General features: G+C 60.6%; 11 protein-coding genes. 7 read left to right on the top strand and 4 right to left on the bottom strand.

The window, feature by feature from the left end:
- The first annotated feature begins 3 nt into the window (after positions 1–3).
- Genes V3W27_RS17060 through thiO form a run of 4 tightly spaced genes read left to right on the top strand, consistent with a single transcriptional unit; the run spans position 4 to position 5,129 of the window.
- The gene (locus V3W27_RS17060; RefSeq protein ID WP_183784282.1) at positions 4–483 is read left to right on the top strand and encodes a pilus assembly PilX family protein; all 480 of its coding nucleotides are present in this window, start codon (positions 4–6) and stop codon (positions 481–483) included.
- Positions 470–3,553 carry a pilus assembly protein gene (locus V3W27_RS17055; protein WP_330207122.1) on the top strand — a complete coding sequence of 1,028 codons (3,084 nt, stop codon included), beginning with the start codon at positions 470–472 and terminating at the stop codon, positions 3,551–3,553. The genes V3W27_RS17060 and V3W27_RS17055 overlap by 14 nt, the downstream gene beginning before the upstream one ends.
- Positions 3,554–3,568: 15 nt before the next feature.
- Positions 3,569–3,970: a type IV pilin protein gene (locus V3W27_RS17050; RefSeq protein ID WP_103367293.1), complete on the top strand. Its 402-nt coding sequence runs from the start codon at positions 3,569–3,571 to the stop codon at positions 3,968–3,970.
- Between the two features lie 58 nt (positions 3,971–4,028).
- Positions 4,029–5,129 (top strand): glycine oxidase ThiO, encoded by a 1,101-nt coding sequence (gene thiO, locus V3W27_RS17045; protein ID WP_330207121.1) that lies wholly within the window; start codon positions 4,029–4,031, stop codon positions 5,127–5,129.
- Positions 5,130–5,260: 131 nt separating this feature from the next.
- On the opposite strand, the gene V3W27_RS17040 is transcribed toward thiO, so the two are convergent.
- The 4 genes from V3W27_RS17040 to V3W27_RS17025 all read right to left on the bottom strand — a co-directional run bounded on the left by V3W27_RS17040 (position 5,261) and on the right by V3W27_RS17025 (position 9,566).
- Positions 5,261–6,607 carry a sigma-54-dependent transcriptional regulator gene (locus V3W27_RS17040; protein WP_134787358.1) on the bottom strand — a complete coding sequence of 449 codons (1,347 nt, stop codon included), beginning with the start codon at positions 6,605–6,607 and terminating at the stop codon, positions 5,261–5,263.
- The gene (locus tag V3W27_RS17035; RefSeq protein WP_330207191.1) at positions 6,604–8,193 is read right to left on the bottom strand and encodes a sensor histidine kinase; all 1,590 of its coding nucleotides are present in this window, start codon (positions 8,191–8,193) and stop codon (positions 6,604–6,606) included. The genes V3W27_RS17040 and V3W27_RS17035 overlap by 4 nt, the downstream gene beginning before the upstream one ends.
- Positions 8,183–8,416 (bottom strand): PP0621 family protein, encoded by a 234-nt coding sequence (locus V3W27_RS17030; RefSeq protein WP_183786036.1) that lies wholly within the window; start codon positions 8,414–8,416, stop codon positions 8,183–8,185. The genes V3W27_RS17035 and V3W27_RS17030 overlap by 11 nt, the downstream gene beginning before the upstream one ends.
- A gap of 127 nt (positions 8,417–8,543) precedes the next feature.
- Positions 8,544–9,566, bottom strand: a complete 1,023-nt coding sequence (locus V3W27_RS17025) for an outer membrane protein assembly factor BamD (protein WP_027612809.1) — start codon at positions 9,564–9,566, stop codon at positions 8,544–8,546.
- A gap of 151 nt (positions 9,567–9,717) precedes the next feature.
- Between V3W27_RS17025 and rluD the strand changes: the two genes are divergently transcribed.
- From rluD to clpB, 3 genes are all read left to right on the top strand, one after another.
- On the top strand, positions 9,718–10,680 hold the full coding sequence (gene rluD / locus V3W27_RS17020) for a 23S rRNA pseudouridine(1911/1915/1917) synthase RluD (protein ID WP_007963852.1): 963 nt from the start codon (positions 9,718–9,720) through the stop codon (positions 10,678–10,680).
- Complete coding sequence (gene pgeF / locus V3W27_RS17015; protein ID WP_098965675.1) at positions 10,677–11,399, top strand: peptidoglycan editing factor PgeF; 723 nt, start codon at positions 10,677–10,679, stop codon at positions 11,397–11,399. Before rluD ends, pgeF begins: the two co-directional genes overlap by 4 nt.
- A 131-nt stretch (positions 11,400–11,530) precedes the next feature.
- Positions 11,531–14,095, top strand: a complete 2,565-nt coding sequence (clpB, locus tag V3W27_RS17010) for an ATP-dependent chaperone ClpB (protein ID WP_007963856.1) — start codon at positions 11,531–11,533, stop codon at positions 14,093–14,095.
- The last annotated feature ends 35 nt before the right edge of the window (positions 14,096–14,130 follow it).

Genomic DNA, 14,130 nt, shown 5'->3' with positions numbered 1-14,130 from the left:
ATGATGAGGATCACGTTCAACCAGAGGCAAACCCAGCGCGGCATGGTGTTGCTGGTCAGTCTGGTGTTTCTGTTGCTGCTGACCTTGATCGGGCTGTCCTCGATGCAGAGTGCCAACCTGCAGGAGAAAATGGCCGGCAGTGTCAGCCTGCGCAATCAGTCGTTCCAGACCGCCGAGGCGGCGTTGCGCATCGGCGAGAGTGCGGTGCAACTCGACAGTTATTCGCTGGCGGTGTGTGCCAGTACCACGCAATGTGCGCCGCCGGCGGAGTCTTCTGTGGTCAGCGCGGCGGGGTTCAATTCGACTTCCGGAGTTACGTGGATCGCTGCCGGTAACGGCTTTTATGGTGTGCAGAACATTGGCACCACCCTGACGGCGGTCAACGTGCCGAGCAACACTTCGGCGACGCTGTATCGAGTTACGGCAGTCGGCATCGCCGGTACTTCGCGCAGTGTGGTGGAGAGCGTCTATGCGAAGTATTAAGCGCTGCTGGACGTTATTGACCGGCATGCTGCTGAGCTTGTATCTGGCGGCACCGGCCTACGCGTTCACGCCGTCCGACTCGCCACTGTTGAGCGCTGCAGCGGTGCCGCCCAACGTGATGTTGCTGATCGATGATTCCGGCAGTATGAACAGCATTATTTATGCGGCAGGATTCGACCCCGGCGTTGATCGCACACCCGCCCGGCAGTGCAACGCGTTGCTCGGACTGTGCCTGAGTTCTACTGCCATCACTGGTGATTCGGTGTTTCTCTCGAGCCTGCCGACCTCGGGTTGTTCCGGTGGGGCCTATGCCTTTTACAACAACAGTATCGCGCCGCTATGCCTGAAACTGCCGGATCCGGTGGGTGGCGGCAACACCCGCTACACCGGGGACTACATCGCCTACGTTGTCGGGCTGGCGATCAACAACGGCACCCGCGACTTCACCAACGGGGCCATTCCCAACGACTATCGGATCAACGTCGCGCGCAATGTGTCCACCGCGCTGGTCACCAGCAACCGTACCTTGCGCATGGGCCTGTCGACCTTCAATCCGGCCACCAGTAACAATTCGGGCAATGGCGGATATATCGCGCGATCGATCAGCGACCTGTCCCCGGTCTCCGGCAGCGTGACCCAGGCGCAGGCCGACGCCAACTACAACGCGCTGATTTCTTCGATCAACGGTTTGAGCGCCGTGGCCAATACGCCGCTGGCGGAAACTTATTATGAAATCACTCGCTACATGCGCGGCATGGCGCCGTACTACAACAGCACGCCGACGACCTACACCAGCCCGATTCAGTACCGCTGCCAAAAGAACTACGGCGTGGTGATCACCGACGGTTTGCCGACCTACGACCGCACGTTTCCCACCAATGATCCGTTGGGTGGCAGTCGCCTGCCGAACTGGGACGGTATCAACAATGACGGCAACAACCTCAATGGCGATAACGAGGGTGACACGCTGTATCTGGATGACATTGCCAAATTCGCCTTCGACATCGACATGCGTTCCACGGGGACTGACGCCGCTGGCAAAAGCTGGAATGCCGTGGATTTTCCCAAACAGAACATGAACACCTACACCGTGGGTTTTACCGCCGACAACGACATGCTGTCGGACGCCGCCGCTTACGGGCAGGGCAGGTATTACCAAGCCACCGACAGCGCCGGTCTCAACACCGCGCTGTCCTCGGCGTTGAGCGACATCACTTCCAAGGCCGGTTCCGGCGGCAGCGGGGTCACCAGCGGTACCACGCTGGCCAGTGGCACCAGTTATTTCCAGACCAGCTACGATCCCAAGGACTGGCGCGGGACGATCAAGTCTTTCGGCTTCACCTCGGCCGGCGCGGTGAATACTTCGACAGCCCTGTGGACCACCGATACCACGATCGTGCCGGGCGCGACCGCTCCAACCTATCAATCGTGGAACACCTCCAGTAACGCCGCCGTCACCCTGGCCTATGGCAACTTTTCCGCAGCCCAACAGACGACGCTCAGCCAGAGCCTGCCCACCGGTATCAGCGGCAGCGATCTGGTGGAGTGGAGCAAGGGCACCAACAAGACCGGGCTGAAAGTGCGCAGCGTATTGCTCGGCGACATCATCAACTCGCCGCTGGTGCTGGCCTCGCCCAGCGACAAAACCGCCTCCGACCTTTCGGGTGACACCACCTACACTACGTACCTGACCACCAAAGCGGCGAACATGAATTCGAATCTGGTGGTGAATGCCAACGACGGTTTCGTCAACGTGATCAACTCGGCTAACGGCACCCGGCGTTATGCCTACATGCCGTCCAGCGTGTTGCCGTCGCTGCGGCTGATTGCCGACCCGGCTTACATCAATGGCGTCAGCCACAAGTTTCTGGTGGACGGTCAGGTCGGTGTGTATGACGCGCAAATCAACAGCGCCTGGAAAACCCTGGCCATCGGCGGTACCGGTGCTGGCGGCAAGACTTTCTATGCGCTGCAACTGTTCGACGCGTCGGCGGGCAATGTGCTCAATGCCCTGTGGGAAGTCAGTGCACCTGCCACGGCTAACACCGCCAACGCATTCAATGATCTGGGTTACGCCTATGCCCGGCCGGAAGTGGCACGCTTGGCCGATGGTCGCTGGGCGGCGTTCATTGCCAATGGTTATGGCAGCAGCTCCGGGGTGGCGGCGTTGTATGTGCTGGATGTGCGTGACGGATCGTTGATCAAGAAGATCGTGATCGACAGCACCGAAACCACCAATGGCCTGTCGTCGGTGAAGCTCAAGGTCAATTCTTCCAACGTGGTGCAGGCCGCTTACGGCGGTGATTTGAAAGGGCGCTTGTGGAAATTCGATCTAAGCGCGACATCGACCGACAGTTGGGGCGTGGCGTTTTCCGGTAAGCCGCTGTTCACCACGGCGGGCGGGGCGACTCAACCGATCACCGCGCAGCCGCTGCTGGCGGACAATTCGCTGGGGGGCAAACAGATCTTCGTCGGCACCGGCAAATTCAACGAGACCGCCGACAAGACCAACAAGGATCTGCAGGCATTTTATTCGGTGTGGGATGCCGACGGCGGTTCCGGGCAACTGACGGTCAGCAGCCTGCAGGCGCAGGCAGTGACTGGAGTGTTCTCCGGCAGCACCGGGCAGTTCATCACCACCAGCCAGAACGACACGACCTATCCGGCGGAGAAGGGCTGGTACCTGCCGTTGGTGTACAACAACGTGCTGACCGGCGAGCGGGTGATCAATCAGGCCAGTCTGGTGCTCGGACGCATCGTGTTTACCACCGCCAGTGTCGATACCACCGACCCGTGTGCCAGTTTCGGCACCGGCAAACTGGTCGAACTCGATGCGTTCAGCGGTAAGATGCTCAACTACGCGGTGCTCGACACCAACGCCGATGGCGTGGTCGACAGCAACGACACGATTTCCAGCGGCGTGGTGTTCACCGGCGGGATTCCGACCCTGAACGCCATCGTCAATGGCGCGACGCGCAAGATCGTCAACGATTCCAGTGGCACTGTCACCACACTGGTGGAAAAATCCGGCGGCGGCAGCCGGCGTATCATGTGGCGACAAATACAGTAAGTGAGAGTTTGAGGCATGCGCAGATTCAACCGAGGTTTCACCCTGATCGAAATCATGATCGTGATTGCGATCATCGGGATCATCATCACCATCGCCGCACCGAGCTACACCGAATACCTGAAAAAGGGCCGGCGCGCCGAAGTGGTGTCGCTGCTCTCGGAGCAGGCGCAGAGCCTCGAACGCTTCTATACCAAAAACAACGTCTACACCGGCATCACTGGTCTGAGCACGGGCAATGATTTCTACACCATCACCCCGACGATCGCTGATCAGACCTTCCTGCTGACCGCCACACGCAAGGCTGGCACTGCCATGGCCACCGACAAGTGCGGGGACTTCACCCTGTCCAACACCGGCGTCAGAAGCATGAACAACGCTACCACCGGGCTGACCACCAAGGATTGCTGGGGCCGCTGAGGTACCTTCTTAAGGGCGCCTTTTTGCGCCCACTGTCTTTTTTACGGTTGGATCAAATATGACCAGGCAACAGCAAGTGGTGATTGTCGGTGGCGGGGTGATTGGCCTGCTGACCGCCTACAACCTCGCCTCCGAAGTGCGCAGCGTGGTGCTGCTGGATCGCTCGAACGTCGGCCAGGAATCGTCCTGGGCCGGCGGCGGTATCGTTTCGCCGCTGTACCCGTGGCGCTATAGCCCGGCAGTCACCGCGCTGGCGCATTGGTCGCAGGATTTTTATCCACAGCTGGGCGAGCGGCTGTTTGCCGATACCGGGGTTGACCCCGAAGTGCACACCACCGGCCTGTATTGGCTGGATCTGGAGGATGAAGCCGAGGCGCTGGCTTGGGCCGAGCGGGAAAACCGTCCGCTGCGGGCTGTGGATATCTCGGCGGCGCACGACGCGGTGCCGGTGTTGGGCGGCGGGTTCTCCCAGGCGATCTACATGGCCGATGTGGCCAATGTGCGTAACCCGCGTCTGGTCAAATCACTGAAAGCCGCTTTGCTGGCGCTGCCGAACGTGACGATTCACGAGCAATGCGAAGTCAGCGGGTTTGTTCGCGAAGGCGAGCGGGTGGTTGGCGTCGAGACGTCCAAGGGCTTGATCCGCAGCGAGCAGATCGTGCTGGCGGCCGGGGCGTGGAGCGGTGATCTGCTCAAGACGCTGAACCTGACGCTGCCGGTGGAGCCGGTCAAGGGCCAGATGATTCTCTACAAGTGTGCAGCGGATTTCCTGCCGAGCATGGTACTGGCCAAGGGGCGTTATGCGATTCCGCGTCGCGACGGGCACATTCTGATCGGCAGTACGCTGGAGCACGAAGGCTACGACAAGACGCCGACCGATGTCGCGTTGCAGAGCCTCAAGGCTTCGGCGGTCGAGCTGCTGCCGGCGCTGGCGGAGGCCGAAGTGGTGGGGCACTGGGCCGGTTTGCGCCCGGGCTCGCCTGAGGGAATCCCGTATATCGGCCGCGTGCCGGGGTTTGAGGGGTTGTGGCTGAACTGCGGGCATTACCGCAATGGCCTGGTGCTGGCGCCGGCGTCGTGTCAGTTGTTTGCCGATATGATGCTGGGGCGTGCGCCGATTATTGATCCGGCGCCGTATGCGCCTGAAGGTCGCATTTAGTCAGATATTTCTCTGTAGCCTGGCAGATCGCTTTCGCGAGCAAGCCCGCTCCCACATTGGATCTGCGGTGAACACAAATTGTGTGAGCAACCGAGATCTACTGTGGGAGCGGGCTTGCTCGCGAAGGGGCCTCAATCCAGACCGAGTTTCTTCAGCCTGTAGCGCATCGACCGAAACGACAAGCTCAAGCGTTGCGCTGCCGCTGTACGATTCCAGCGGGTTTCCTCCAGCGCCTGCAGGATCAGCTTGCGCTCGACGTTCTCCAGATAATCCTCAAGGTTGTCGATTTGCGTCAGGTCGGCAATGCCGTCCTCGACTGCGCAATTGCCTTCGCTCAAGCGCAAATCCGCAGCCTCGATCACCTGGTTTTCGCACAGCGTGTGCGCGCGTTCGAGGACATTCTCCAGTTCTCGCACATTTCCGGGAAAACGATAACGCTTCAGTGCTTCAAGCGCTTGCGGGTGCAATTGGGCTGCCGGCTGGCCACTGTTGCTGGCCAGACGCTGGAGCATGTGCGTGGCCAGCACTTCGATGTCGTCGCGCCGTTCGCGCAGGGACGGCACGCGCAGTTCGATCACATTCAAGCGGTAATACAGGTCCTGGCGAAAGCGCCCGGCGGCGACTTCCGCTTCCAGGTCTTTGTGTGTGGCGCACAGAATGCGCACATCGACCACGGTTTCTTGCTGGCCGCCGACGCTGCGCACGGCTTTTTCCTGAATCGCCCGCAGCAGCTTGACTTGCATCGACAGCGGCAGATCGGCCACTTCATCGAGAAACAGGGTGCCGCCGTGCGCGGCCTGAAACAGCCCCGGTTTGTCGTCCACCGCGCCGGTAAAGCTGCCTTTGCGATGGCCAAAAAATTCGCTCTCCATCAGCTCTGAAGGGATCGCCCCGCAATTGACCGGTACAAACGGCTGTTGCGCGCGCGGCCCTTGTTCGTGGATCAACCGGGCGACCAGCTCTTTGCCGCTGCCCGATTCGCCGCTGATGTAGACCGGTGCCTGACTGCGCGCCAATTTGTCGATCTGTTTGCGAAGGTCGCGCATGGGCTGCGAGTCGCCGAGCAGGCGCCGATCTATCGACGATGCGACGCCCCCCGCCGCTGGCATGCGCAGTGCGGTGCTGACCAGTTCGCGCAGGCGCGTGAGATCAACCGGCTTGGTGAGGAAGTCGAAGGCCCCGGCCTTCAGCGCATTGATCGCGGTTTCCAGACTGCCATAGGCGGTGATCATCGCCACCGGCAGTTGTGGATGACGTTGCTGGATGTGCTGCACCAGGTCCAGCCCCGTGCCATCCGGCAGACGCATGTCGGTCAGGCACAGGTCGAACGCATTGCGTTGCAACAGTGCCTGGGCTTCGCCGAGGTTGCGAGCACTGAAGGTGTCGAGTTTCATCCGTCCCAGGGTGATTTCCAGGAGTTCGCGGATATCCGGTTCGTCGTCGACGATGAGGATTTTTTGCCGTGGGCTCGTGTTCAACTTTGTTTCCGTCCGTGAGCAAAGGTGATGCGAAAGCAGCCGCCGCCTTGGCGTGGTTTGAAGTCTAGGCGCGCCTGGTTGCTTTCGCACAGCTCACGGGACAGATAAAGCCCAAGGCCGGTGCCCTGGCTGCTGGTGGTGAAGAACGGTTCGAACAGATGCGCCTGCTGATCGGACGGGACACCGGGGCCGTTGTCCTGTACTTCGAGCACCGCCAACTGGCTGTCGGGGTCGACGAACAGCGCCAGCCAGACTTCGGCCTGCTGGTGCAGCAGGGCGCTGTGCCGCCAGCCGTTGCGTAAAAGATTGTCGAGAATCTGCGTGAGCTGGTCGGGATCCATCAACGTGATGAAGTCCCCGGAATTGATCCGCAAATGAATCGACTGGCGCTCGCTCGCCTGCTCGCGGCTCTCGGCAACAAAGTGTTCCAGCCACGGTTTGAGATCCAGCCGTTGCGGAGCGCTCTGCTGGCGACGCGACAGTTGCAGGACGTTTTCAATGACTCGGTTCATGCGCTGGGAGTGGTCTTGAATGATCTGCGTCAGACGCCGATCGGCGCTATCGAGTTCCTCGGACTCCGCCAATAGCTGCGCGGCATGACTGATGGCGCCCAGTGGATTGCGGATTTCATGGGAGATGCCGGCAGTCAGACGCCCCAGTGCGGCGAGTTTGAGCTGCTGGGCTTGCTGAGCGACTTGCGCCAGATCTTCGAGGAACACCAGGGTTTGCTGGTTGGGACTCTGGTCGAGGGCGATGAAGCTGGGTTGCAGTTCCAGGCCGTTGCCGGGGATCTTCAGACTCTGCGGGCGCAGGGTCGGGTTGCTCAGCCACAGCTGCAGACGCTCGACTAATGCCGGCGAGTAGTCGCTGATCAAATGCCCTTCAAGATGCGACTGGGCCAACAGATTTTTCGCGCTGTGATTGGCCAGCTGTACCCGGCGCTGTTCGTCGAGCACCAGGATGCCGGTGCGCATGCGTTGCAGAATCAGGGCGTTGAGGGCTTCAAGACTGGTGACTTCGCTGGCACGCTGTTCGGCGAGATTTTCGCTGACTTCCAGACGCCGGATCAGGCCCTGAACCAGCAGCGATGCGGCAAAACACAAAGCGCCGAGGGTCCCGGCTTGCAGATAGTCATTGGCGCTCAGGGGGTGACTGAAGCCCAGCAGAAAGCTGGAGCCGACTATGCCGAGTGCGCCGATGGCGGCAATCAGCAGGCCGATGCGCCGGCGCAGCAGGGTGTTGGCGATCGCCACCGAGACAATCAACAGGTTGCCGATGGCGCTGGCCACGCCGCCCGCCGCGTAGAACAGGCCGCACAGCAACAGCACATCGACCAAGGCCAGGGTGAACAACTGCGCCGGGCGGCGGGTGTTCTCCAGAAACACCACCAGCAGAATGTTCAGCACCAGATACAACCAACTGCCGCTGCGCAGCAGATCGTCGTCGGCTGACGTCAGCAGGCGGTTGTCCATGTTGCTGGAGATCAGCAACACCAGGGTGATGCCGACGCTCAAACGGTAGAGATGATACAGGCGCAGCAGGCGCTGAGCCTGTTTACGGTCGGCGTTGGCGACCTCAGCGACCACTGGTGCCCGGGCCTTGCTCAAGGTGAGCCTGGCTGCAATACCATTGTTGCTGAAGGTTCAACGCGCGGTCGCGGGGCAGGTGCACGCCGCAGTGAGCGCAGCGCACCATCGGCGCGGCGTCTTGCTCGCGGGGCGATTGGGCAGACGAGGCGGGCGCCTTGAATTTGCGCCACAGCCATACCGCAGCGAAAATCAGGACAATCCAGAACAGTAAACGAAGCATGATGGGCGGCTTTTCGGCTAATGATTCGGCAGTTTAGCCAAGGCGCCGGCAAGCGCACAGACTATTAATGCGCAGCCATGAAAAAGGGAGATCCGCAGATCTCCCTTTTTTGTAACGCCCGGTGTGATCAGTCGAACACGCCGAAGGTCATGTAGCTGAACCACGAACGGTCATCGTTGTTGCCTTCAGCCTCGTGATGTTCTTCCTCGATCACGTCACCGTTTTCGTCTTTAGGCTTGAGCTCGTTCGGGATTGCGTCTTTCGCGTCCTGGAACTGCTTCTGCACGTCCTGGTTGGCGCGGGTTTCTCCCGGCGGCAGCGGTGGACGCGATTCGATCAGACCCAGCGTCGCCTTGCTCAGGAACGAGCGGTTGTCGGCTTCGGCGACCGATGGCACGAACTGACCGTCCTGCAGGCTTGGGTGGTTCGGGTAGTTGAGCTTCAGGGTTTCCAGACTGGTGGCGGCCAGATCGTCCAGGTGCAGACGCTGGTAAGCCTCGGTCATCACCGCCAGGCCGTCGCCGACCGATGGGGTTTCCTGGAAGTTTTCCACTACATAACGGCCACGGTTAGCGGCGGCGACGTAGGCCTGACGGGTCAGGTAGTAGTCGGCTACGTGGATTTCGTAGGCCGCCAGCAGGTTGCGCAGGTAAATCATGCGCTGCTTGGCGTCCGGTGCGTAGCGGCTGTTCGGGTAGCGGCTGGTCAGCTGCGCGAACTCGTTGTACGAGTCGCGGGCAGCGCCCGGGTCACGCTTGGTCATGTCCAGCGGCAGGAAGCGCGCCAGCAGGCCGACGTCCTGGTCGAAAGAGGTCAGACCTTTCAAGTAGTACGCGTAATCCACGTTCGGATGCTGCGGATGCAAACGAATGAAACGCTCGGCGGCGGACTTTGCAGCTTCCGGCTCGGCGTTCTTGTAGTTGGCGTAGATCAACTCCAGCTGTGCCTGATCGGCGTAGCGACCGAACGGATAACGCGACTCCAGGGCCTTCAGCTTGGCTGTGGCGCTGGTGTAGCTGTTGTTGTCCAGGTCAGTCTGAGCCTGCTGATACAGCTCGGCTTCGCTGAGGTTTTCGTCTACGACTTCCTTCGATGAGCAAGCAGCGGTCAATGCGAGGATGGCGATCAGCAGCAGGTGTTTCACTTGCATGGCGGCTTGCGTCCCTATGACGGCCGCTGTCTTGGGCGGGGCCGTCCTGTTATGATGAGCGCCCCGTTGAAAAGCCTCGGGGCAAAAGACGCCGTATTTAACCACAAGCGCGCAGCCGAAACCAAAGGCTGTGCCGACGCCCAGTCAGAGCATGTCCGATAAAATTGAACTTCGCGCAGAGGTGCCGTCCGATTTGGGCGGCCAACGCCTCGATCAAGTCGCCGCCCAACTCTTCGCTGAGCACTCACGCTCGCGCCTTTCCGCCTGGATCAAAGAAGGTCGCCTGACTGTGGACGGGGCGGTCATCCGCCCGCGCGACATCGTGCACGGCGGTGCCATCCTTGAGCTGACTGCCGAGCAGGAAGCCCAGGGCGAGTGGATCGCCCAGGACATCGAGCTCGACATCGTCTATGAAGACGACGACATCCTGGTGATCAACAAGCCTGCGGGCCTGGTGGTGCACCCGGCTGCCGGCCACGCCGATGGCACCTTGCTCAATGCCCTGCTGCACCATGTGCCGGACATAATCAATGTCCCGCGCGCCGGTATCGTGCACCGCCTGGACAAGGACACCACCGGTCTGATGGTGGTGGCCAAGACCATCCAGGCGCAGACCAAGCTTGTTGCCCAGTTGCAAAGCCGCAGTGTCAGCCGGATCTACGAGTGCATCGTGATCGGTGTCGTGACCGCTGGGGGCAAGATCAACGCCCCGATCGGCCGTCATGGTCAGCAGCGCCAGCGCATGGCAGTGATGGAAGGCGGCAAGCCGGCCGTCAGTCACTACCGCGTGCTGGAGCGTTTCCGGTCCCACACGCATGTGCGGGTGAAGCTGGAAACCGGTCGGACCCACCAGATTCGCGTGCACATGTCGCACATCAACTTCCCGTTGGTCGGCGACCCGGCGTACGGCGGTCGTTTCCGCATTCCGCCGGCCGCGAACCCGACCATGGTCGAGTCGCTCAAGCACTTCCCGCGTCAGGCCCTGCACGCGCGTTTCCTCGAGCTGGATCATCCGACCACCGGTGAGCGCATGAGCTGGGAATCGCCGCTGCCGGAAGATTTCGTCTGGCTGCTGACCCTGCTCAAGCAGGATCGCGAGGCATTCGTCGGATGAACTGGCTGACGCCGGACTGGCCGGCGCCGGCCAGCGTCAGGGCCTGTGTCACCACCCGCGAGGGGGGTGTCAGCGAGGCGCCATTCGACAGCCTCAATCTGGGTGATCATGTCGATGATCGCCCGGAAGCAGTCGCCGAGAATCGTCGGCGTCTGACCGAACACTTCTCTATTCAGCCTGCCTGGTTGCAGCAAGTACACGGGATTGCCGTGGCCCATGCTGATCCGGGCGTGGTTGCCACCGCCGATGCCAGTTGGACGGCGACTCCCGGGATTGCCTGCACGGCGATGACCGCAGATTGTCTGCCGGCATTGTTCTGCAACCGTGCCGGTACTCGCGTCGCGGCGGCTCACGCCGGTTGGCGCGGTTTGGCGGCGGGCGTGCTGGAAGCCACTCTCGATCATCTCGACACCGCTGCGGCGGACGTACTGGTCTGGCTCGGCCCGGCCATTGGCCCGAAAGCCTTCGAAGTCGGCCCGGAGGTACGCGAAGTCTTCGTCAATCAATTGCCGGAAGCAGCATCCGCCTTCGCCCCCAGCCACAATGCTGGCAAGTTCATGGCTGACATCTATCTTCTGGCGCGCCTGCGTCTGGCTGAACGTGGTGTCACTGCGGTTTATGGCGGCGGTTTCTGCACTGTGACCGATCCACGCTTCTTTTCTTACCGCCGTGCGTCGCGCACTGGCCGTTTCGCCTCCCTTGTCTGGCTCACCCGCTAGACTTGCCTGACCTGAATCAACTCGCTGACGCTTGAATCTCCCAGAATCGACCGCATCTACAGTGGTATCTGGCAGGTTTCTTTATTCAGGATGGTTTTTAGGTCCGGCCTGCTCAAAAGGAAGGTGACCCCATGCGTATAGACCGTTTAACCAGCAAATTACAGTTGGCGTTGTCCGACGCCCAATCCCTGGCCGTTGGCCATGATCATCCGGCCATCGAGCCGGCGCACTTGATGCAGGCCATGCTTGAACAGCAGGGTGGTTCGATCAAACCCCTGTTGATGCAAGTGGGCTTCGACGTCAACAGCCTGCGCAAAGAGCTGACCAAAGAGCTCGATCAATTACCGAAAATCCAGAACCCGACCGGCGACGTCAACATGTCGCAGGATCTGGCGCGTCTGCTCAATCAGGCCGATCGCCTGGCCCAGCAGAAGGGCGACCAGTTCATTTCCAGCGAGCTGGTGCTGCTCGCCGCGATGGACGAGAACAGCAAACTCGGCAAACTGCTGCTCGGTCAGGGCGTGAGCAAGAAAGCCCTGGAAAACGCGATCAACAATCTGCGCGGTGGTGAGGCGGTAAATGACGCCAACCACGAAGAGTCGCGTCAGGCGCTGGACAAATACACCGTCGACCTGACCAAGCGCGCCGAAGACGGCAAGCTCGATCCGGTGATCGGCCGTGATGACGAAATCCGCCGCACTATTCAGGTTCTGCAGCGTCGCACCAAGAACAACCCGGTGCTGATCGGTGAACCTGGCGTAGGTAAAACCGCGATTGCCGAAGGTCTGGCCCAGCGCATTATCAACGGCGAAGTGCCGGACGGCCTCAAGGGCAAACGTCTGCTGTCGCTGGACATGGGTGCGCTGATTGCCGGTGCAAAGTATCGCGGTGAGTTCGAGGAACGCCTGAAAGCGCTGCTCAACGAGCTGTCGAAGCAGGAAGGGCAGATCATTCTGTTCATCGACGAGCTGCACACCATGGTCGGCGCGGGTAAGGGCGAAGGCTCGATGGATGCCGGCAACATGCTTAAACCGGCACTGGCGCGCGGTGAGCTGCACTGCGTCGGCGCTACCACGCTCAACGAGTACCGCCAATATATAGAGAAGGATGCGGCCCTCGAACGGCGTTTCCAGAAAGTGCTGGTGGACGAGCCGAGCGAAGAAGACACCATCGCCATTCTGCGTGGCCTCAAGGAGCGTTATGAGGTTCACCATAAAGTGGCGATCACCGACGGCGCGATCATCGCCGCGGCCAAGCTCAGCCATCGCTATATCACTGACCGGCAGTTGCCGGACAAGGCCATCGACCTGATCGACGAGGCCGCCAGCCGTATCCGCATGGAGATCGACTCCAAGCCGGAAGTGCTGGATCGTCTGGAACGTCGTTTGATTCAGCTCAAGGTGGAATCCCAGGCGCTGAAGAAAGAAAGCGATGAAGCGGCGATGAAACGCCTGGAAAAACTCCAGGAAGAAATCGTCCGCCTCGAGCGTGAATATTCGGATCTGGAAGAAATCTGGAACTCGGAAAAAGCCGAGGTACAGGGTTCGGCGCAGATTCAGCAAAAGATCGAGCAGTCGCGTCAGGAGCTGGAAGCGGCGCGCCGTAAAGGCGACCTCAACCGCATGGCCGAATTGCAGTACGGGGTGATCCCGGATCTGGAGCGCAGCCTGCAAATGGTCGACCAGCACGGCAAGAGCGAAAACCAGTTGCTGCGCAGCAAGGTGACCGAAGAGGAAATCGCCGAAGTCGTGTCGAAGTGGACCGGTATTCCGGTGTCGAAAATGCTCGAAGGCGAGCGCGACAAGCTGATGAAGATGGAAAGCCTGTTGCATCAGCGTGTGATTGGTCAGGACGAGGCGGTGGTCGCGGTCGCCAACGCGGTACGGCGCTCGCGTGCCGGACTGGCGGATCCGAATCGTCCGAGCGGCTCGTTCATGTTCCTCGGCCCTACCGGTGTCGGTAAAACCGAGCTGTGCAAGGCGCTGGCCGAATTCCTCTTTGATACCGAAGAGGCGATGGTGCGGATCGACATGTCCGAGTTCATGGAGAAACATTCCGTGGCGCGGCTGATCGGTGCGCCACCAGGCTATGTTGGCTACGAGGAGGGCGGTTACCTGACCGAAGCGGTGCGTCGCAAGCCTTACTCGGTGATCCTGCTGGACGAGGTCGAGAAAGCGCATCCGGACGTGTTCAACATCCTGCTGCAAGTGCTTGAGGATGGACGGCTGACCGACAGCCACGGACGCACGGTGGATTTCCGCAATACCGTGATCGTCATGACCTCGAACCTCGGTTCGTCGCAGATCCAGGAACTGGTCGGTGATCGTGAGGCCCAGCGTGCAGCGGTGATGGACGCGCTGACGTCGCACTTCCGTCCCGAGTTCATCAACCGGGTCGACGAAGTAGTGATCTTCGAGCCACTGGCGCGGGATCAGATCGCGGGCATTACCGAGATCCAGTTGGGCCGTCTGCGCAGTCGTCTGGCCGAGCGCGAGCTGAAGCTGGAACTGAGTCCGGAAGCGATGGACAAGCTGATTGCCGTTGGTTACGACCCGGTTTATGGCGCACGTCCACTCAAACGTGCGATCCAGCGCTGGATCGAAAACCCGTTGGCGCAGTTGATCCTGTCGGGGCATTTCCTGCCGGGCGATACAGCAACCGGCAAGGTCGTGAACGACGAAATCGTTTTCGACTGAGCGGCAACGCCAATGAAATAAGAAAGGCCTCGCTT

The sequence above is a fragment of the Pseudomonas sp. AM14(2022) genome (assembly GCF_036346455.1).
Classification (GTDB): Bacteria; Pseudomonadota; Gammaproteobacteria; order Pseudomonadales; family Pseudomonadaceae; genus Aquipseudomonas; species Aquipseudomonas putida_A.
This window is presented reverse-complemented; position numbering and strand designations above follow the sequence as displayed.

What these genes read in the sequence shown, in the direction of transcription:
- V3W27_RS17060 (WP_183784282.1), top strand. Translation starts at nt 4, where the DNA reads ATGAGGATCACGTTCAACCAGAGGCAAACCCAGCGCGGCATGGTGTTG.
- V3W27_RS17055 (WP_330207122.1), top strand. Translation starts at nt 470, where the DNA reads ATGCGAAGTATTAAGCGCTGCTGGACGTTATTGACCGGCATGCTGCTG.
- V3W27_RS17050 (WP_103367293.1), top strand. Translation starts at nt 3,569, where the DNA reads ATGCGCAGATTCAACCGAGGTTTCACCCTGATCGAAATCATGATCGTG.
- thiO (WP_330207121.1), top strand. Translation starts at nt 4,029, where the DNA reads ATGACCAGGCAACAGCAAGTGGTGATTGTCGGTGGCGGGGTGATTGGC.
- V3W27_RS17030 (WP_183786036.1), bottom strand. Translation starts at nt 8,416, where the DNA reads ATGCTTCGTTTACTGTTCTGGATTGTCCTGATTTTCGCTGCGGTATGG.
- V3W27_RS17025 (WP_027612809.1), bottom strand. Translation starts at nt 9,566, where the DNA reads ATGCAAGTGAAACACCTGCTGCTGATCGCCATCCTCGCATTGACCGCT.
- rluD (WP_007963852.1), top strand. Translation starts at nt 9,718, where the DNA reads ATGTCCGATAAAATTGAACTTCGCGCAGAGGTGCCGTCCGATTTGGGC.
- pgeF (WP_098965675.1), top strand. Translation starts at nt 10,677, where the DNA reads ATGAACTGGCTGACGCCGGACTGGCCGGCGCCGGCCAGCGTCAGGGCC.
- clpB (WP_007963856.1), top strand. Translation starts at nt 11,531, where the DNA reads ATGCGTATAGACCGTTTAACCAGCAAATTACAGTTGGCGTTGTCCGAC.